Source organism: Streptomyces sp. NPDC057638, assembly GCF_042800315.1.
Lineage (GTDB): Bacteria > Actinomycetota > Actinomycetes > Streptomycetales > Streptomycetaceae > Streptomyces.
Genome location: NZ_JBHVHF010000082.1, coordinates 1 through 18,876, shown reverse-complemented (window position 1 = coordinate 18,876; position 18,876 = coordinate 1). Strand labels below are relative to the sequence as shown.

The following is an 18,876-nucleotide window of genomic DNA, read 5'->3' as shown; positions in this document are numbered from 1 at the left end:
CCCGGGTGTGCGCCTTCGCGCATTGACCGGGTCCGGCTGCCCCCGTATGCTACAAGTTGCGCTGCGGGCCTGCGTACCTCAGACCGAGCAGGCCGCGCTCGCATCTGTATGTATGTCCCCTCGGTTGACGGGGGTGCCTCCAGGAGGGGTGTGACGACCGGTGATCTTTCAAGATCTCCGCGAGTTCCTACTGGTAGGCGCTTCCATGGCTGTCCGGCTTCTTGCAGGCGCGATACGGGCTCACGGCGTAGCAGTACCTACGACTTCAATGTCCGTACCGGAGCCCTTTCCCACATGACGAGCAGCACCGAGACCACCGCCACTCCGCAGGTAGCGGTCAACGACATCGGTAACGAGGAAGCCTTCCTCGCCGCGATCGACGAGACGATCAAGTACTTCAACGACGGCGACATCGTCGACGGCGTCATCGTGAAGGTCGACCGGGACGAGGTCCTGCTCGACATCGGTTACAAGACCGAAGGTGTCATCCCGAGCCGTGAGCTCTCGATCAAGCACGACGTCGACCCCAACGAGGTCGTCAAGGTCGGCGACGAGATCGAAGCCCTCGTTCTCCAGAAGGAGGACAAGGAAGGCCGCCTGATCCTCTCGAAGAAGCGCGCCCAGTACGAGCGTGCCTGGGGCACCATCGAGAAGATCAAGGAAGAGGACGGCATCGTTACCGGTACCGTCATCGAGGTCGTCAAGGGTGGTCTCATCCTCGACATCGGCCTCCGCGGCTTCCTCCCGGCCTCCCTGGTCGAGATGCGCCGTGTTCGCGACCTCCAGCCCTACGTGGGCAAGGAGCTCGAGGCGAAGATCATCGAGCTGGACAAGAACCGCAACAACGTGGTCCTGTCCCGCCGTGCCTGGCTGGAGCAGACCCAGTCCGAGGTGCGCCAGACCTTCCTCACGACCCTCCAGAAGGGTCAGGTCCGCTCCGGCGTCGTGTCCTCGATCGTCAACTTCGGTGCCTTCGTGGACCTTGGTGGCGTCGACGGCCTGGTTCACGTCTCCGAGCTGTCCTGGAAGCACATCGACCACCCGTCCGAGGTTGTCGAGGTCGGCCAGGAAGTCACCGTCGAGGTCCTCGACGTCGACATGGACCGCGAGCGTGTCTCCCTGTCGCTGAAGGCGACCCAGGAAGACCCGTGGCAGCAGTTCGCCCGGACCCACCAGATCGGCCAGGTCGTCCCCGGCAAGGTCACCAAGCTGGTTCCGTTCGGTGCGTTCGTCCGCGTGGACGAGGGCATCGAGGGTCTGGTCCACATCTCCGAGCTGGCCGAGCGCCACGTGGAGATCCCGGAGCAGGTCGTCCAGGTCAACGACGAGATCTTCGTCAAGGTCATCGACATCGACCTGGAGCGTCGCCGCATCAGCCTCTCGCTGAAGCAGGCCAACGAGTCCTTCGGTGCCGACCCGGCGTCGGTCGAGTTCGACCCGACCCTGTACGGCATGGCCGCGTCCTACGACGACCAGGGCAACTACATCTACCCCGAGGGCTTCGACCCGGAGACCAACGACTGGCTGCCGGGCTTCGAGGCCCAGCGCGAGGCGTGGGAGACCCAGTACGCCGAGGCGCAGCAGCGCTTCGAGCAGCACCAGGCCCAGGTCATCAAGTCCCGCGAGGCCGACGAGGCCGCTGCTGCCGAGGGTGGCGCCGCCGCTCCGGCCGCCGCGCCCGCCAGCGGCTCCTACTCCTCGGAGTCGGACGACAACTCCGGCGCCCTGGCGTCGGACGAGGCGCTCGCCGCCCTGCGTGAGAAGCTGGCCGGTGGCCAGAGCTGACGCTCGGTAACAGCTGATCGCTAGCTGACAGGTAAGGCCCGCTCTCCTCGGAGAGCGGGCCTTACTCATGCCCTGGCGTTCCCAGGGGATTCCCCGTGAGTGTGTGAGGAGGGAATGCCGGTGCGTTACCTCGTGTTGTTCTGTCACGACACGAGGAGGAGCGGTAACCGTGCTTGATCCGCAGGGTTTGTACGAATGGGAGCCCAAGGGCCTCGCGGTCGTCGACATGGCGCTCGCGCAGGACTCGGCCGGCCTGGTCATGCTGTACCACTTCGACGGATACATCGACGCGGGGGAGACCGGCGACCAGATTGTCGCCAACCTGCTCGACTCGCTGCCCCACCAGGTCGTGGCCCGCTTCGACCACGACAAGCTCGTTGACTACCGCGCCCGGCGTCCGCTGCTGACCTTCCGGCGCGACCGCTGGACGTCCTATGAGACGCCGAGCATCGAGGTACGTCTGGTCCAGGACACCACCGGCGCACCCTTCCTGTTGCTCTCCGGACCCGAGCCGGACGTGGAGTGGGAGCGCTTCGCCATCGCCGTGCGCGAGATCGTGGAACGCCTCGGGGTGCGACTCTCCGTCAACTTCCACGGCATCCCCATGGGCGTGCCGCACACGCGCCCCGTCGGCCTCACGCCCCATGGCAACCGCACCGATCTGATGCCGGGGCATCGCAGCCCCTTCGACGAGGCGCAGGTTCCTGGGAGCGCGGAGTCACTGATCGAGTACCGCCTGATGGAGGCGGGGCATGACGTCCTGGGTGTCGCGGCCCACGTGCCGCACTATGTGGCGCGTTCCTCCTATCCGGACGCCGCCCTGACCGCGCTGGAGGCGATCACCGCCGCCACCGGCCTCGTACTGCCCGGAGTGGCGCATGCCCTGCGGACCGAGGCGCATCGGACGCAGAACGAGATCGAACGCCAGATCGGTGAGGGGAACGAGGAGCTGGTCGCACTCGTGCAGGGGCTTGAGCACCAGTACGACGCGGTGGCGGGGGCCGAGACCCGGGGCAGCCTTGTCGCCGAGGCGGTGGACCTGCCCTCCGCAGACGAGATCGGCCTGGAGTTCGAACGTTTTCTCGCCGAGCGGGAGGGCGACTCCTGAGTCACGGCCTGAAATCGTCACAGGGTAGTGGCCCGGACGGCCCCGGCGGCCGGTCCGGGCATTCTGACTCCCTGAGGGCCGCAGGGGCCCGCACAGGGGCGGAGGGCTAAGCTGCCGCCCATGTTGTCCGTAGGCCTGACCGGTGGTATCGGCGCCGGCAAGAGCGAAGTGTCCCGTCTGCTGCAGTCGTACGGCGCGGTGCTGATCGACTCGGACACGATCGCCCGTGAGGTCGTCGAGCCCGGCACGCGGGGGCTGGCGGCGGTCGTCGAGGCGTTCGGCCCGGAGATCCTGACCGCCGAGGGGACCCTGGACCGGCCCAGACTCGGATCCATCGTCTTCGGCGACGCCACGAAGCTGGCCGTCCTGAACGGGATCGTCCATCCCCTGGTCAGGGCGCGCTCCCAGGAACTGGCCCGGTCGGCGGGGCCGGGCGCCGTGGTGGTCCATGATGTGCCGCTGCTCACCGAGAATGGTCTGGCCCCCCTCTATGAACTGGTGATCGTGGTCGACGCCAGCCCCGAGACTCAACTGGACCGGCTGGTCCACCGTCGCGGTATGACCGAGTCCGAGGCGAGGGCGCGGATGGCGGCCCAGGCGACGCGTGAGCAGCGCCGGGCCATCGCGGATGTGGTCATCGACAACGACGGTCCTCTGGAGGCGTTGGAGCCTCGGGTGCGCGATGTCTGGGCGGAACTGGAGCGCCGCGCGGCCTCCCCCCGGCCAGCCGCCTGACCCTGGCGTGATGGTGGGGCCCTCCACGCCGCCTGAGGAGGCGCGTTCACCAGGAAGAGGCGCTGAAGGCGGCGTCAGGTATCCGTCAAGCAGGGACTCACGGAAGCTCATCGCCACTAGGGTCGGTGTGATGCAGATCGTCTTCGCGGCCTTCACCGTGGTGGGCGGAGTGGTGGCCGTGCTCGCTGGGGCATATGGCCTGCGCCAGACCCGGCGTATCGCGGCCAGGGGTCACGACGCCGTCGCTGTGGTGAAGCCCGTGCCACCTGGCGCTGAGAGACCGCTTCTGACGTATGAGACGCGTGAGGGGCGGGTGATGGAGATCCCGTCGCCGGTGACGCTGCCCCAGGGAAGCATCGTTTCGCTCCGCTATGACCCGGATGACCCCCGGGAGGTCGTGGTCGACGGACACCACAGGACAGGGATCGATATCGGGTTTACCGCTGGGGGATTGGCCCTGGCGGCCGTCGGGGTGACACTGATCGCGTGGGGGCTCTGATCCGGGTCCCTGGAATACCGTTCCTGCGGGCCGTGTTGGAAACGTGCGGTCAGGGAAGGATGGTGCCGTGCCCCAGAGTGACCCGGAGACGCATGTCATCGATTTCCGCGCGGCGGAGCATTTGCTCGCCGCGAGGGACCCACGTGGTGCCGTCAAGCTGTTGGATTCGGTGATCGCGGCTCACCCCGAGAACACGGCGGCGCGCTTGCTGCGGGCTCGCGCCTTCTTCGCGGCCGCGCAGCTACGCCCCGCGGAGCTTGAGTTCGAGCTGGTGCTGGAGCGTGAACCGGACAACGCCTTCGCCCACTTCGCACTCGCGCGTACCTTCGAGCGCGCGGGCCGTCCGGAGCAAGCCAAACGCCACTTCCGGCTGGCGGCCGCGCTCGATCCGAAGCCGGAGTACCTCCGGGCGGCACGTTTCGACGACGGGGCGTAACCACTGGCGGCGGTTTCGGTGGGGGATGGACGCGCCGTACGGCTAGGGTCCACGCCGTCGGCGAGGGCTCGGATGGTGATCGTGCACCGGTTCGTACGGGGGGACATCGCGGCCCGGTTGGTAGTGGGGGCCCTGATGGATATGCCGTATGACCATGATCAGGTCAGTGAGCACCACGATCAGCAGCACTCCGCAGGCCGCCGCCCAGCCGGGACGTCCGACCAGTGCGAAGGCCGTCAGGCCGCCAGCAGCCCATAGAAGGCCCCACAGGCTCAGCCAGAACCGCATCCGCAGGGGACTGCGTGCGGTGATCGGCTCACTCCCCGTGCGCATCGTCGTTGCGCCTCCTCCCTTCCAGGATGCCTCGCACGCGGCCTGGCCGGGTGTGGTGCGGGGGCCCTGGAGCCGGTGGTGGAGGAAGAGGGGTTTCCCAGGGGAGTGCCGCGTAGGCCTTCGCCCATGTCGGACGGGCAGCCTCCGCTGACCAGAACGGTATGTGAGCCGGGCCTCGGCGGGCGGCGCGCCTCCAGGGCGCGCTTCTGACGGAAGACGGCACCTGGGTGTGGGCGAACCCCGTTGCGTAGTGAGGGGTCCCCGGTGCGGCCCGTGACCGCCGGGGCCTCGATAAGAGGGGTGGCCTTGTGGCCCCACTTCGCATACCGGGCATACGGTGGTGATGGGTATCCGGTTCTGGCCTAAAGGGGGTGCCCTGGTGGTCGAGATTCTCGTGACCGCGCTGGTAGCGGTCGTGTGCGCGCTCGTGGTGTACGCCGTGGCGGGCGCCAAGATCGTCAAGCAGTATGAGCGTGGGGTGGTCTTCCGTCTCGGCCGGCTGCATGGAGAGATCAGGGCGCCGGGCTTCACCATGATCGTCCCTGCGGTTGACCGGATGCGGAAGGTCAATATGCAGGTGGTGACCCTGCCGGTGCCGGCCCAGGAAGGCATCACCCGGGACAACGTCACCGTCCGGGTCGACGCGGTCGTGTACTTCCGGGTGATCGATCCGGCGAACGCGATCATCGAGGTTGAGGACTACCGGTTCGCGGTCTCGCAGATGGCCCAGACCTCGTTGCGATCGATCATCGGCAAGAGCGATCTGGATGATCTCCTCTCCAACCGGGAGCAACTCAACCAGGGGCTGGAGCTGATGATCGACAGCCCGGCGATGGGCTGGGGGGTCCAGATCGACCGAGTGGAGATCAAGGACGTGTCCCTGCCCGAGGCGATGAAGCGCTCGATGGCGCGACAGGCGGAGGCGGACCGGGAGCGGCGCGCCCGAGTGATCAACGCCGACGCCGAGTTGCAGGCGTCCAGGAAGCTGGCCGAGGCGGCCGGCGTGATGTCCCAGGAGCCCGCCGCCCTTCAGCTGCGGTTGCTCCAGACCGTAGTCGCCGTCGCGGCGGAGAGGAACTCGACGCTGGTGCTGCCCTTCCCGGTCGAACTGCTGCGGTTCCTTGAGCGGGCTCAGCAGCCTTCGGCGGCGCAGAAGAGTGTCGGCACTTTCGCGAGCGAGACCACCGAGACCACCGAGAGCGCCGACGCTGAGAGCGCTCCCCTGGATGAGCGGGGTCTCAGTGCTTCCACCGCCGAGGTGGGGGAGCCCTCGGAGGTGCCCGCCATCCCGAGCGGTCTCACCGGAGGCGCCTCGGCGTCGGGCGAGGTGGCGGAGGAGCGGCCCACGACGCTGCCGCCGGCTGCCTGACCGCACGGCGGCGGCCCGTCCGGGCGGGGGCGGTATTGGGCGCAGCCCTGCTGCACCGCGCTGACCTGTGATTTCTCCACTGCCACAGGGCATTGTCAGACCTCCCCCGTAGGGTCGGATACGAGCGGTCCGAAGGGCGGACCCGCCATGGCACGACGGGTGGGAGGTGAACCGTATGGCGTGGGAGCCGACGAGCCCGCCGCCCGGCCGCGCCGCGGTCTTCCTCCCCGCCGAGCTGCCGCGCGAAGGACGGATCGCCTTCTGGGAACCCGAAGGAGGCGTGCCGCCCGGAGCGACCGAGGAGATCACCGTCGTCGTGGTGGGCCCCGCGGGGGAGATCCGCCAGCGCACGGCCCCCGCCCACCGGATGACCGTCATCGAGGCCCTGCCCTTCCTTCTGGCCGCCCGGCGAAGCCCTGGCGCCCATGAGTCCCTGCGCTGCTGGGGCGCGGCGGCCGCCCACGCGCTTCATCTCGTCGCGCGGGGCAGACTGCTTCCCGGGCTGACGTCCAGCGAACATGACGCGTGGCGCGCCGGGCCGCTGGAGGCTCGTGACGTCGCTCAGATGCGAGCTATCGCGGCGGCGATGCCGTACGAGGCGTATGCCACGCCCTTGCCCGGACCTGGGCCAGCACGGCTGCCCGACCCCGGTGCCCTGGTCCGAGGCTTCGTCGACGCCGTGGCCGACTGCCTGCCCCGCACCCCCGCGGCGGAGTACGCCGCCGGGCGGCCCTTCGCCGCCATGGCGGCCCAGCACCTCCCCGGAGCGCGTGGCTGGGCCGCTGAGGCGGCCGCGGGCCAGGACGCGGGGGTGCGGGTGTCCCTGCGTCTGGACCTGTCCGCGTTCCATCTCTTCGATCCCGCGGATGATCCGGAGCCGACGGAGCCCGGGGCCGCGGCGATCGTCCAGGTGCACAGCCTCGCTGACCCCACGCTCGTCGTCGACGCGGCCCGCCTCTGGGCGGAGGAGGGAGCGCAGGGCTTCGGGCCGCGTGCCCGTATCGACACGGCGCTCGCGTTGCGCCGGGCCGCACGGGCGTGGGCGCCTCTCACCGGGCTCCTGGAGCGTGAGGTTCCCGATGTGCTGCCCCTCACCGAGACGGAGCTGTACGACCTGCTGGGCCCGGGTGCCGACGCGTTGGCGGCGGCCGGAGTGAGCGTCCACTGGCCGAGGGAAATGGTCCGTTCGCTCTCGGCCACCGCTGTCGTACGACCCGCCCCTGGCTCGGCCACGGACGGAACCCCGTTCTTCGACAGTGAGGAACTGCTCCGGTTCAGCTGGCAGCTGGCCCTGGGCGACGATCCGCTGACCGACCAGGAGATGGACACTCTGGCCGAGTCGTACCGCCCGATGGTCCGTCTGCGCGATCGGTGGGTGGTGGTCGATCCCGGACTCGTCCGCAAGGCGCGGAAGCGGGATCTCGGGCTGATGGGCCCCACCGACGCCCTGGCCGTGGCACTCACCGGAACGGCGGAGGTGGAGGGCGAGACGGTCCCCGTCGTTCCCGTCGGGAGGATGGCCGCGCTGCGCGACCTCCTGCACGCCCCCGTCGCGCTCCCGGGGGACCCGCCCGGCCTGCGCACCACACTCCGCGACTACCAGCGGCGCGGAGTGGCCTGGCTCGACCGGATGACCTCGCTCGGCCTGGGCGCCTGTCTCGCCGATGACATGGGGCTCGGGAAGACCGTCACGGTTATCGCGCTTCATCTGCGCCGTGCCCGGACGGCACCGACCCTGGTGGTCTGTCCGGCCTCGCTGCTCGGCAACTGGCAGCGCGAGGTGGCCCGGTTCGCCCCGGATGTACCGGTCCACCGGTTCCACGGTACGGAGCGGACCCTGCCGGAATCCGACGGCGGCTTCGTGCTGACCACGTACGGCACCCTGCGCACCAGTGTCGAGAGGCTGGCCGCGCACTCCTGGGGCATGGTCGTCGCCGACGAGGCACAACACGTCAAGAACCCGTACTCCGCGACGGCCAAGGCGCTACGTGCCGTCCCCACCCCCGCCCGGGTCGCGCTGACCGGCACTCCCGTCGAGAACAACCTCTCCGAACTCTGGGCCCTGCTGGACTGGACCACCCCTGGTCTGCTGGGGCCGCTCACGGCGTTCCGTTCACGCCATGCCCGAGCCGTGGAACTGGGTGAGGACGCGGAGGCGGCCGAACGGCTGTCCCGGCTGGTGCGGCCGTTCCTGCTGCGGCGTACCAAGAACGATCCTGGGATCGTGCCCGAACTGCCGCCCAAGACCGAGAGTGACCACCCCGTCGCCCTCACCCGGGAACAGGCATCGCTCTACGAAGCGGTGGTGCGGGAGGCCATGGCCGAGATCGGGGGCGCGGAAGGTATCGCGCGACGTGGCCTGGTGATGAAGCTGCTGACGGATCTGAAACAGATCTGCAACCACCCGGCGCAGTTCCTCAAGGAGACCGGCGGGCCGACCGCGGCCCTGACGGCGGACACGGGAGCACTGCTCCAGATCGCCACGGCGAAGCGATCGGCGGATCGGCGGATCGCGGGGCGCTCGGGCAAACTCGCCCTGCTCGACGAGTTGCTGGAGACCATCCTGGCGGAGGGCGGCTCCGCCCTGGTCTTCACGCAGTACGTCTCCATGGGCCGGTTGCTCTCCCGTCACCTCGGCGACCGGGCCATCCCCTCCCAGCTGCTGCACGGAGGGACGCCCGTGGCCGAGCGCCAGCGGATGGTGGACCGGTTCCAGTCCGGGGAGACACCCGTCTTCCTCCTCTCCCTCAAGGCCGCGGGCACAGGGCTCAACCTGACCCGGGCGGGCCATGTCATCCACTACGACCGCTGGTGGAACCCGGCCGTCGAGGACCAAGCCACCGACCGCGCCTACCGCATCGGACAGACACAGCCCGTCCAGGTCCACCGCTTCGTCACGGAGGGCACGGTGGAGGAGAAGATCGCCGACATGCTCACCGCCAAGAGGGCGCTGGCCGATGCCGTCCTCGGCTCCGGGGAGGCCGCACTCACCGAGCTCACCGACCGTGAACTGGCGGACCTCGTCTCGCTGAGGAGACAGCCGTGACCGAGAGGACACCGTCGGGTGCCCCGGCCCCGCGCGGCACCGACGACGGCGCCACCCCGTCAGGAAGCCTTCACGGCCCGGCGCCCGGCGCCGGACCCGCCCGGGACCGCCGGGCCCGGGACCGCCATGGCGCCGGTGTCGCCCGTGGCCGCCGCACCAGCTCCCCACAGACCCATGCCGACGATCGACGGCGGACCTTCCCCGCACTACCGACGCTGACCGGCGACGAGATCGCGAGAAGCTGGTGGGCCGAGGCGTGGGTACGGGCGCTGGAGGAGAGCGCGCTCGACCCGGCGCGGCTCGCCCGAGGCCGCGACTACGCGGGCACCGGGCGGGTCGACGCGATCACGGTCACCCCGGGCCGGGTCACGGCCTATGTGCACGGTGGCCGTCCCCGCCCGTACCGCACCGGGATCCGGCTGCGCACCCTCAGCGACGACGCGTGGAGCGCCTTGCTCACCGTGGCGGCGTCCCGCCCCGAGTACATCGCCGCCCTGCTCGACCGGGACGTTCCGCAGGCTCTCGCCGACGCCGCCGATCTGCTGCCGACCACGGGAGATCTCGTCCCGGACTGCACCTGCCCCGATGCCGGTCATCCGTGCAAGCACGCCGCGGCGCTCTGCTACCAGACCGCCCGGCTGCTGGACGGGGACCCGTTCCTGCTCTTCCTGCTCCGTGGCATGGGGGAGAGCGCCGTCCTGGGGGAGATCGCGCGGCGACACACCATCGGCTCGGCCGCCGCGTGTGCCGCCGGGGCCGGTGTGGCGGCGCTGCCCACGGTCTCCGCACAGACGGCGCTCACACGCCAGGTCGGCGCGCTGCCACCGCCCTTCCCGCCGCCGCGTGAGCCCGGACGGCCGCCGGTGTACCCGGCCGCGCCGGAAGCCCCCGATCCGTTGGCGCTGGATCTGCTGGCCAGTGAGGCCGTACTCCGGGCGCGTGCCCTGCTCACCACCGGCGAGGACCCGTTCGGGTCCCTCACCGTCTGGCAGGACGCGGTCCGTCTCGCCGCGGCCCATCCCGGCTCCGGCCTCACCGCGTCCACCCGTAGCCTCTACCGGGATCTGGCCGGGGCCACCGGGCGTACGCCCACGGAGCTGGCCCGTGCCGTAGCCGCCTGGCGGCAGGGAGGGCCGGCGGCCCTGGAGGTCCTGGAGGCCGCCTGGGACCCACCGGCGGGGCCCTTCGACCGTGCCCGTCCCGCGCTGACCGCCGCTGGATTCCCGCATTTCAAACCCTGGCGCAACCGACTGTCCGCCCCCACCCACCAGCTCCGCTTCGGCCGGGACGGCCTCTGGTACGGGTACGAGTCGGACGCCGGAGGAACGGAGTGGTGGCCACGGGGTGCTCCGCACACCGACCCGGTCCGGGCGGCCACCGTTCTGCGGGAGGGATGAACGGTACGCTGACCGGCACTGACAGGCCGCCTGAGGAGGTCCCGTGGATGCGGAACTAGTAGCGCTGGCGACGGCGGGGGCGAGCGCCGTGATCCAGCAGATGGTCACCGAGAGCTGGACGGCCGCGAAGGGCCGCGTGGCGCGGTTCCTGTCGCGCGAGGAGGAGGGTTCACCAGCCGTCGAGGCCGAACTGGAGGCGTCCCGTGAGGAACTGATCGCCGCTGACCAGGATCAGGACGAGGAGGCGAGGGCCGATATCCTCGCCACGTGGCGGCAGCGTATGCGGCAGACCCTCAGGTCGGATCCCGAGGCGGCCCGGGAACTCCGTGCGCTCCTGGAGGAACTGAGCCCGCCCGCCGCGGCGAGCCAGCCCTCCGTCACCGTGCACAACTCCGTCAGCGGCGGCTCACACGGCATGGTCATCCAGACGGGCCCCGTCGGCCGGATGGTCAACCGCGACCCCCAGACCTGAGGGCGTCCCCGGGCAGAGGGTGTCCTCCCGGAGCGGGTGGAGCCGGTCGCGTCCCTGGCCCTCGGAAGGTGTCGTGACCATCCCGTCTCCCCGACGTGAACCACCGCACGCGTTCCCCCGTGCCCTTCGGGGCGCGGGAGTTCGCTCCGTACCGGATCGCGCCAGACCCGCCCGCCGGGCGTGATGCCCGCTGGCGACACCTCCCGGGGCCCGTTGTCGGCCAGGGCCGTGGCACGCCTCGCTCGGGGTCCACGCCGGGTGCGGGCTCGCGACCGTGCCGGTGGCTTCGGCCAGCCACACGGGTGTCCGGGGTGGCTCTGGCGATGGTGGTGTGGCGGAGCGGCCACGGGTGTGACGTACCGACTCGTACAGATAACCGGAATTACCCGGCCCCGTACCCGAAGGAGTGAAAAACGGCGGAGATGTAACCCGAATGGCCTTGCGGCTCGTTGTACGGAGGTACGGGCGAATGCCCGTGAACTCCTTTCTAAGGCGGGGCGCTTTCATGCGGCAGTTGAGGCAGTTTCAGCGACAAGGGCTCGCGACCGTGATTCTCACGGGTGGCGCGTTGGCCCTGGTCCAGTCGGCGGCACACGCGGACGCGCAGGCGGACGGTGTGGCCGCGGGGTCCCCGGGGGTGGGGTCGGGTAACACGGTGCAGCTGCCGATCAGTGTTCCGATCAATGTGTGCGGCAACACCGTCAATGTCGTCGGTCTGCTCAACCCGGCCGCTGGTAACACCTGCGCGACCACCTCGCGTGGCGATGCGCACCAGCCCGGGGCGCCCGGCTCGCCGACCAACCCCGGCTCGGGCTCGTCGGGTGCGACGACCGGGTCTGGCGCCGTCGCCCAGGGCGCGGCCAAGAATTCTCCGGGTGTGATCTCCGGCAATGGGATTCAGCTTCCGGTCGACCTTCCCGTGAATGTCAGCGGCAACTCGGTGAATGTCGTGGGAATCGGCAACGCGGCCGTCGGTAACAAGTCGACCATCGGTCCAGAGGAGCCTTCCGGGCCCAAGCCGCCGACCCGTCCCAAGCCCGTGACACCTCCGGCTCCTCCCGCGCCGCCCAAGGCCGTCACCCCGCCGAAGCCGATCGCGCCGCCGGAGACGCCCGCCGCGCCGTCCGACCGGTCCGGGCCGGGCGAGGCCCTGGCCCGCACGGGAGCGGGTCCCGTGGGGTACGCGGCGCCCGCGAGCGCCGCTCTGCTGCTCGGTGGCATCGTGCTCGCTCGTCGGGCACACCGCCGTACCCAGGAGGGTATGGAGTCCTGACCGTTCGCAGGGGTGTGGCCTGACGCGCACACCTGTGTGTCCGGGTGTGGCGGCGCCCGGTGGTCTGTCAGTCGGGGCGGTGGTTCCCAGGGTCAGCGGACCCCGGGAGCCGCCGCCCCGATGAATTCCGAGAGAGTCTCCCGGGCCTGCTCCGAGCGGCGTGAGCGGTCCTCTTCATCGGGTGCCTCATGCATACAGTTGGTCACCTCGAACGCCGCCGTCGCCAGCTCCAGCGCTTCTCTGTCATCACAGACCAGCTGGACCCGTATCAGTGCCTGGTGGGCGCTGGACCGCAGCCGGTACGAGTCGATCCGGGCGCCCTCCGCGACCGTACTTCCCGGCGCCTCGCGCGCCCTGTGCCAGCGGTCGTTCTGGCCGCGCCGGAAGTCGACAAGCGCGCTCGCGAACGCGCTGTACGCGGAGATCCGTTCCTGGCGTAGCTGTTCGGCGCGGTTGAGCGCGGCTTCGCGTTCGGTCGTGCGGCGCTGGAAGAGATGAGTGATCACGGAGCCGAGCAGCGTGCCGATGACCGCGATGGCGGCTGTCTCCATAGTGCGTATGTCCCAATGGGTCGGAGGGGTGAACCGTGGCCTGACCGGTGTCAGGTCAGCGGTGACCGGACGAGCAGAAGTGAAGCGGATGGAAGTGAACGATGAGGAGTGGGTGCCCGCGTGTGAATCTTCTCTGAACCATCTCCTGGGCGGATATCGGGAGATTTCCGCACGTTGGGCGGGTGTGACCCTCCATGAGGCGACCTCTGGGGCGCGTTGTCCCCGTAGGCCCCTCCGCCGGGCGGACCGGGGCGGCCCCATGCCCTGCGGGTTCGCCCCGTTTCCTTCCCGTCGGCCCCTGTCCGCACGTCATGCGGCGGGGTTTCCGCGGTGGGGGTGCACGGCGTGGAGGGTTTGCGACCCCGCGCTTCTCGGACTGATCCCTTCTCGGTACCGTGCCGTCCTCAACGATCCGCATGGGTGGTGTTCTCACACTGAACGCCGTTGCGTGGCAAGGGAGTTGGAGGGTCCGTGGGGTTCATGGGATGGGGATGGTCGGGGAGGACCCGGCGTCAGGGGCGCGCGGGTGGCGCGATGGCCCTGGCCGGTTGTCTGGCCGCGCTGTCGACCGTACCGTCCGCCGCGGGTGCCGTGTCCGGTGAGGACGACACGCTCGGCGGTGGAGTCGCCGGCCGGGTCCTGGCCCACGGGCTCGCGAAGGAGAAGCTGAAACTCAAGGCCAAGGGCCGTACCGACGTGATCGTCAGCACCGTGACCATTGAGCCCGGTGGTTCCACGGGCTGGCACTACCACGTCGGGCAGCTGCTCGCGGTGGTCACCTCGGGGACGCTCACCCGGACGCTCCAGGACTGTTCGGTGGAGGTGTCACCGGCGGGCTCCGCCTTCATCGAACACGCGGGTGCGGGACACCGGCACGTCGGACGCAATCTGGGCACCGAGCCGGTCGTGCTCTATCTGACCTATCTGCTGCCGCAGGGCAGTCCGCTGGCGGTGGATGTGGAGGCGCCGCCCTGCGCGGACCTCCCGAGTGAGTGAATCGTTCTGCCACACCTCGCCCGCACCGCTGGCGAGTGGCCGCCAACGCCGGGACCGGGCTCCTGGACGATGATGGACCGGTGAGAGTCGAAGCGATCACCTGGGAGCGCCTGACCGAGGCCCTGGCCGACGTGGTCTCCGGGACCGTGGCCGCCGACGGGGGCGCCTGGGTGCGCGTCGGGGTGGACGGGGCTCCCGCGGCACAGGGTGGCGAGCTCGCCGAGAGGGTCGGTCAGGCCCTGCGAATCCGCGGCCGGACCTCTCTCGTGGTCGGCACCTCGGGTTTTCTCCGTCCCGCCTCGCTGAGATACGAGTTCGGACGGCATGACCCGGAGGCGTACTACAGCGGCTGGTTCGACACCGGCGCCCTGTGGCGGGAGGTGTTCGGCCCGCTGGAGGCGGGTGGCAGCGGGAGGGTACTGCCCGACCTCTGGGACCCGGCGGCGGACCGGGCCACACGCAGCCCACGGGTGGCATTGCCGGCCGGGGGAGTGCTGTTGCTGCATGGACCGTTCCTGCTGGGGCACTGGTTTCCGTTCGATCTGACCGTCCATCTGAGGTTGTCCTCCGGGGCGCTCCGCAGACGCGTGGACCGGAGCGAGCACTGGACGCTGCCGGCCTTCGAGCGATACGAGAGGGAGGTCCGGCCGGTGGAGGCGGCGGATGTGGTGGTGCGCGCCGATGACCCGCGTCATCCGGCGTGGGGTGGCATCGGCCCGGGCTGACCGGGCAGCGCGGGACGGCCACCGACGCGGGTGACCGCGAGGGCGCCCGCCGTACAGCCCGCCGTCGAGGCGGTGAGCGGGTCCGCGCCGGCCAGCCTGGCGGCGAGGAACGCTCCGGTGAAGGCGTCGCCCGCGCCCGTGGAGTCCACGGCGTCGACGGACGGCGCCGGAACCGACCCGGTGAGCGAGCCCGACTCCGCCACCAGCACACCCTGGGCGCCCAGGGTGACCACGGTGAGGGGGAATCGGCGGCTCAGGGCGACGGCCGCGTCGCCCGGGTCGGACCGACCGGTCAGCAGACGGGCCTCGTGGGCGTTGGGTACGAGGACGTCCACGCCATCGAGTATCGAGAACAGGGTGTTCACACCGAGTACCTGGAGGAAACCGGTGGACGCCGGGTCCACGCTGACCGTGGTGCCCCGGGCGTGGGCCGCGGTCAGGGCGAGCCGGGCCAGTCGGCGGCCGCTCGCGGCGAAGAGGGGGTAGCCGGAGAGATGGAGATGGGCGACACCGTCCAGAAGGGAGGGTGTCCAGTCGTCCGGGGAGAGGCGGGGGGCGGCGCCGCTGTCGGTGAGGAAGGTGCGCTCGGCGGTGGAGTCGACCAGGGCGATGACGGTGGCCGTGGCAGCCGTGTCATCGGGAACCAGCAGGGGGCGCACCTCGGATGCCCGCAGCTGATCGCCGTGCCATCTGAGGTCGGCGCGACCGACCCGGGCGAGTAACCGGACGTCATGACAGCCACGCTGGGCGGCCCAGCAGGCGACGTTGGCTCCGGCGCCACCGGGGAGCAGGCGGATCCGGGCGGCGGTGTCGGTGCCATGGGCCAGCGGGGTGGAGTACCGGGCCACCACGTCGGTGGCGACATCGCCGATGACGAGCAGGGCGCCCTTGTTCATCGGCGGTGGCCGGTGTCGGGGGCGGCGTCGGTGGCGGGTACGGGTGCCGCGATCGGGCCGTGGCCCGCCGAGGGCGGATGCGGGCACGGCACGCGGGGGTTCACAGGGCGGTCGCGATCTGGGCGGCCAGGGTCACATTGCCGTAGACCGCGGCCAGGTTGGCCTCCAGCGAGGCGCCACCTGTCCGCCGGGTGAGGAAGTCCAGGAGGAAAGGGGTGATCGCCTGGCCGGTGATGCCCTGTGCCGCGCAGGCGTCGAGGGCCTCGCGGAGGACGCGGTCGTGGAGGTCGGGGTCGAGCTGTCGCGCCTCGGGAACCGGGTTCGCGACGATCAGCGCGGAGGAGGGTGGACCGAGTTCCTCACGGGCCCGGATCACCTCGGCGACCTCACGTGGCGAGGTGACCGTCCAGTCGAGGGGTTCGCCGGACGAGGTGAGGTAGAAGCCGGGGAAGTGGTCGGTGCGATAGCCGAGGACGCCCACCCCGAGGGTCTCCAGGCGCTGGAGGGTGGCCGGGACGTCGAGGATGGACTTCACTCCCGCGCAGACGACGGTGATCGCGGTCTGGGCCAGGACCCGCAGATCGGCGGACTCGTCCTGGGAGTGGGCCCACGCGCGGTGTACCCCGCCGAGCCCGCCGGTCGCGAAGAGGCGGATACCCGAGCGGGCCGCCAGGAAAGCGGTGGCCGAGACCGTGGTGGCGCCGCTGGCGCGAGTGGCGAGGGCGGGGGCGAGATCCCGGCTGCCGAGCTTGCGTACGGAGGTGTCCTCGGCGACGCGCTCCAGCGCCGGGCCGTCCAGGCCGATACGGACGCGGCCGTCGAGGACGGCGATGGTCGCGGGGGTGGCGCCCCTGGACCGTACGCGCTGCTCCAGTTCAAGGGCGACGGTCAGGTTCCGGGGACGGGGAAGGCCCTGGGCGATGATGGTCGATTCCAGGGCCACGACGGGGCGGCGCTCGGCGAGGGCGTCGCGGACTTCCTCGGTGACTTCGGTGAGCGGCATGTCCCATCCCTGGCACGGGGAGGACCCGGTCAAACCCGTGTCCGGCGGGGTGTGGTGGATGGGGAGAGGGCGACGACGGGACGGCGGGGTGTGCGGCGCCGGTCGTTCGGGTGGGGAGCCCTCGCCCCGGCCGGGTGGGACCCGGCGGGTGGCCCCGCCGGGTCGTGGCCGCGTCAGGCGGTCGCGCGCCGGATCGTCAGCGCCGCCAGCGGCAGCAGCAGGAGCGCGCTGAGGAGGTTGAGCCAGGCATAGCCCGCTTGGGCGACGATCACGCCCGCGAGGATGCCGCCGACGCCCGCGCAGGTGTTCATCGACAGGTCGGACAGGCCCTGGACGGCGGCGCGGACGGGCTGGGGAACCGACTCGGTGAGCAGCGTCGAGCCCGCGACCAGCCCTGCCGACCAGCCGAGTCCCAGCAGGACCAGACCGATGGCGACCCCGGTGTGGCTCGACCCCGCTGTTCCGGCGACCAGAGCGGCGGCGGAGAGCAGCCCGACGGCGACCCCGATCACGGAGAGCCGGCCGATACGGTCCACGAGCCAGCCCATGACGGGGGAGAAGGCGTACATGCCCGCGATATGGCCGCTGATCACCAGCCCGATCAGCTCGATGTCCGCACCGTGGTGGCTGAGGGCGACGGGGGTCATCGACATGATCGCCACCATGGTGGTGTGCGACACGGCGATGGCCACCAGTGCCAGCCGCGCCATCGGCGACGCCCGCACGGCCCGTAGCCCCGCCCGCAGGGAGCGGCCCTCGGGGGTGTGGTCGCTGGTGGCGAGGGCCCGTGCGGTGATCAGGGGGTCGGGCCGCAGCAGTAGCTGCACCACGATGGCCGAGAGGAGGAAGACTCCGGCCGCCCAGACGAACGGCCCGGCCTCGGTGGGGATGCCGAGACCGGAGACGCTGTCCCCCGCGGGGGCGGCGATGTTGGGTCCGAGGACGGCACCGATGGTGGTCGCCCAGACCACGTTGGAGATGGCCCGGCCGCGGCGGGCGGGCTCGGCGAGGTCGGCGGCGGCGAAGCGGGCCTGGAGGTTCGCCGAGGAGCCGGCGCCGAAGGCCGCCATACCGAGCAGCAGCAGCGGAAAGCTGTCGGCGATGGCACCGAGCACGACGATCCCCGCGCCGACCGCCCCGATCAGATAGGCCAGCACCAGCCCCGGGCGTCGGCCGCGTGAGGTCATCAGCGCGGCGAGGGGCATGGAGAGCAGAGCCGTACCCGCGACCATCGCCGTGGGGGCCAGTCCTGACAGTGCCTCCGTGCCGCTGATCCGCTCCGCGAGGACGGCGGCGAGCGCGATGCCGATCGCCACGCCGAGGCCCCCGAGGATCTGGCTCGCGATGAGAACGGCGTTGATCCGCCGCCGCAGCGCGGGCAGTTCCCCGGCGCCGACCGGACCGGCGCCGACCGGACCGGCGCCGACCGGACCGGCCGCGGCGGGCGGCGCGGAACCCGACCCGGCGCCGTTGGAGGGGGCGTCGGCGGGAGTACCGGCGGGAGTATCGGTGCGGGAGGAGTCGTCGGATATATCAGGTACGTCGGGGCTGATGCTCACGGGCGCAGTGTGCCAGTTCGTACGGGAGTACGAGAACGGGTTTGGGGCCGGAGACCGATTGGGCCGCCGGGGAGCCGGGCGGGATCAGAAGAGCGGCGGTGGCAGGACTCCCTCCAGGGCGAGCAGGGTGCGCTTGGTCTCCAGGCCGCCGCTGAAGCCGCCGAGGCCGCCGTCCGTCGCCACCACCCGGTGGCACGCCACCACCACCGGCAAGGGGTTCGCGCCCATCGCCGCCCCCACGGCCTGCGCGGCGCCGGGCTGGCCGACCCGGGCGGCCAGGTCCCCGTACCCGACGACGGTGCCGTAGGGCACGCCGGTGGCCAGTTCCTCAAGGACCGCGCGGTTGAAGCCGCCGGTGAGCGCCCAGTCCAGCGGGAGGGAGAACACCCGCAGTTCCCCCGCGAAGTATCTCTCCAGCTGGCGTATGGGCTCGGCGAGCGGGCCCGTGGCATCGGCGACCGGCTCCGCGCCCAGACGGCCGCTGAGCTGGCGCAGCGCCGTGTCCTGGACCGTCCGGTCGGCGTGGAAGGCCACATTGACCAGGCCCTTGTCGGTGGCGGCGAGCAGGAGCGGGCCGATCTCCGTCGCCAGGACGGTCCACGCGAAACGCTTCATGCCACCACGGTAGGACCCGCCACTGACAGTCGGCCGCCGGGAGGCTCGGCGGTGACCGGATGGCGGGCGGCTTCGCGG

At 70.9% G+C, this 18,876-nt stretch carries 18 protein-coding genes; 12 read left to right on the top strand and 6 right to left on the bottom strand.

Annotated elements, in window-relative coordinates:
* The first annotated feature begins 294 nt into the window (after positions 1 to 294).
* The 5 genes from rpsA (at position 295) to ACFVIM_RS14360 (ending at position 4,563) form a co-directional block, all read left to right on the top strand.
* Positions 295 to 1,785: a 30S ribosomal protein S1 gene (rpsA, locus tag ACFVIM_RS14380; RefSeq protein ID WP_384301023.1), complete on the top strand. Its 1,491-nt coding sequence runs from the start codon at positions 295 to 297 to the stop codon at positions 1,783 to 1,785.
* Between the two features lie 169 nt (positions 1,786 to 1,954).
* Positions 1,955 to 2,893 (top strand): PAC2 family protein, encoded by a 939-nt coding sequence (locus ACFVIM_RS14375; RefSeq protein WP_384301022.1) that lies wholly within the window; start codon positions 1,955 to 1,957, stop codon positions 2,891 to 2,893.
* A gap of 120 nt (positions 2,894 to 3,013) precedes the next feature.
* A complete protein-coding gene (coaE, locus tag ACFVIM_RS14370; RefSeq protein WP_384301021.1) occupies positions 3,014 to 3,628 on the top strand; it encodes a dephospho-CoA kinase in 615 nt (204 codons plus the stop codon).
* A 130-nt stretch (positions 3,629 to 3,758) separates the two neighbouring features.
* Positions 3,759 to 4,127: a DUF3592 domain-containing protein gene (locus tag ACFVIM_RS14365; RefSeq protein ID WP_384301020.1), complete on the top strand. Its 369-nt coding sequence runs from the start codon at positions 3,759 to 3,761 to the stop codon at positions 4,125 to 4,127.
* A 67-nt stretch (positions 4,128 to 4,194) separates the two neighbouring features.
* Positions 4,195 to 4,563, top strand: a complete 369-nt coding sequence (locus ACFVIM_RS14360) for a tetratricopeptide repeat protein (protein ID WP_384301019.1) — start codon at positions 4,195 to 4,197, stop codon at positions 4,561 to 4,563.
* A gap of 42 nt (positions 4,564 to 4,605) precedes the next feature.
* Here ACFVIM_RS14360 and ACFVIM_RS14355 read toward each other — a convergent pair whose 3' ends face one another.
* Entirely contained in the window at positions 4,606 to 4,896 is a 291-nt protein-coding gene (locus tag ACFVIM_RS14355) for a DUF6343 family protein (RefSeq protein ID WP_384301018.1), read from the bottom strand.
* A gap of 379 nt (positions 4,897 to 5,275) precedes the next feature.
* On the opposite strand from ACFVIM_RS14355, the gene ACFVIM_RS14350 reads away from it, so the two are divergent.
* From ACFVIM_RS14350 to ACFVIM_RS14330, 5 genes are all read left to right on the top strand, one after another.
* Positions 5,276 to 6,265 (top strand): slipin family protein, encoded by a 990-nt coding sequence (locus ACFVIM_RS14350; RefSeq protein ID WP_384301017.1) that lies wholly within the window; start codon positions 5,276 to 5,278, stop codon positions 6,263 to 6,265.
* Between the two features lie 175 nt (positions 6,266 to 6,440).
* Positions 6,441 to 9,311: a DEAD/DEAH box helicase gene (locus tag ACFVIM_RS14345; RefSeq protein WP_384301016.1), complete on the top strand. Its 2,871-nt coding sequence runs from the start codon at positions 6,441 to 6,443 to the stop codon at positions 9,309 to 9,311.
* Positions 9,308 to 10,708, top strand: coding sequence for an SWIM zinc finger family protein (locus tag ACFVIM_RS14340; protein WP_384301015.1), 1,401 nt, complete (start codon positions 9,308 to 9,310; stop codon positions 10,706 to 10,708). Before ACFVIM_RS14345 ends, ACFVIM_RS14340 begins: the two co-directional genes overlap by 4 nt.
* A gap of 43 nt (positions 10,709 to 10,751) precedes the next feature.
* On the top strand, positions 10,752 to 11,180 hold the full coding sequence (locus ACFVIM_RS14335) for a hypothetical protein (protein ID WP_384301014.1): 429 nt from the start codon (positions 10,752 to 10,754) through the stop codon (positions 11,178 to 11,180).
* Between the two features lie 469 nt (positions 11,181 to 11,649).
* Complete coding sequence (locus ACFVIM_RS14330; RefSeq protein ID WP_384301013.1) at positions 11,650 to 12,453, top strand: chaplin; 804 nt, start codon at positions 11,650 to 11,652, stop codon at positions 12,451 to 12,453.
* A 92-nt stretch (positions 12,454 to 12,545) separates the two neighbouring features.
* Here the strand turns inward: ACFVIM_RS14330 and ACFVIM_RS14325 are convergent, their stop codons facing one another.
* Complete coding sequence (locus tag ACFVIM_RS14325) at positions 12,546 to 13,004, bottom strand: hypothetical protein (protein ID WP_384301012.1); 459 nt, start codon at positions 13,002 to 13,004, stop codon at positions 12,546 to 12,548.
* A gap of 534 nt (positions 13,005 to 13,538) precedes the next feature.
* On the opposite strand from ACFVIM_RS14325, the gene ACFVIM_RS14320 reads away from it, so the two are divergent.
* Positions 13,539 to 14,000: a cupin domain-containing protein gene (locus tag ACFVIM_RS14320; protein ID WP_384301011.1), complete on the top strand. Its 462-nt coding sequence runs from the start codon at positions 13,539 to 13,541 to the stop codon at positions 13,998 to 14,000.
* Between the two features lie 80 nt (positions 14,001 to 14,080).
* Positions 14,081 to 14,725: a uridine kinase gene (locus tag ACFVIM_RS14315; RefSeq protein WP_384301010.1), complete on the top strand. Its 645-nt coding sequence runs from the start codon at positions 14,081 to 14,083 to the stop codon at positions 14,723 to 14,725.
* Here ACFVIM_RS14315 and ACFVIM_RS14310 read toward each other — a convergent pair.
* The 4 genes from ACFVIM_RS14310 to ACFVIM_RS14295 all read right to left on the bottom strand — a co-directional run bounded on the left by ACFVIM_RS14310 (position 14,692) and on the right by ACFVIM_RS14295 (position 18,798).
* On the bottom strand, positions 14,692 to 15,621 hold the full coding sequence (locus ACFVIM_RS14310; protein ID WP_384301009.1) for a carbohydrate kinase family protein: 930 nt from the start codon (positions 15,619 to 15,621) through the stop codon (positions 14,692 to 14,694). The genes ACFVIM_RS14315 and ACFVIM_RS14310 overlap by 34 nt on opposite strands.
* A gap of 100 nt (positions 15,622 to 15,721) precedes the next feature.
* Complete coding sequence (locus ACFVIM_RS14305; protein ID WP_384301008.1) at positions 15,722 to 16,624, bottom strand: pseudouridine-5'-phosphate glycosidase; 903 nt, start codon at positions 16,622 to 16,624, stop codon at positions 15,722 to 15,724.
* Positions 16,625 to 16,797: 173 nt separating this feature from the next.
* Complete coding sequence (locus ACFVIM_RS14300; protein WP_384301029.1) at positions 16,798 to 18,006, bottom strand: MFS transporter; 1,209 nt, start codon at positions 18,004 to 18,006, stop codon at positions 16,798 to 16,800.
* 261 nt (positions 18,007 to 18,267) lie between these two features.
* The gene (locus ACFVIM_RS14295; RefSeq protein ID WP_384301007.1) at positions 18,268 to 18,798 is read right to left on the bottom strand and encodes a methylated-DNA--[protein]-cysteine S-methyltransferase; all 531 of its coding nucleotides are present in this window, start codon (positions 18,796 to 18,798) and stop codon (positions 18,268 to 18,270) included.
* Positions 18,799 to 18,876: the final 78 nt, after the last annotated feature.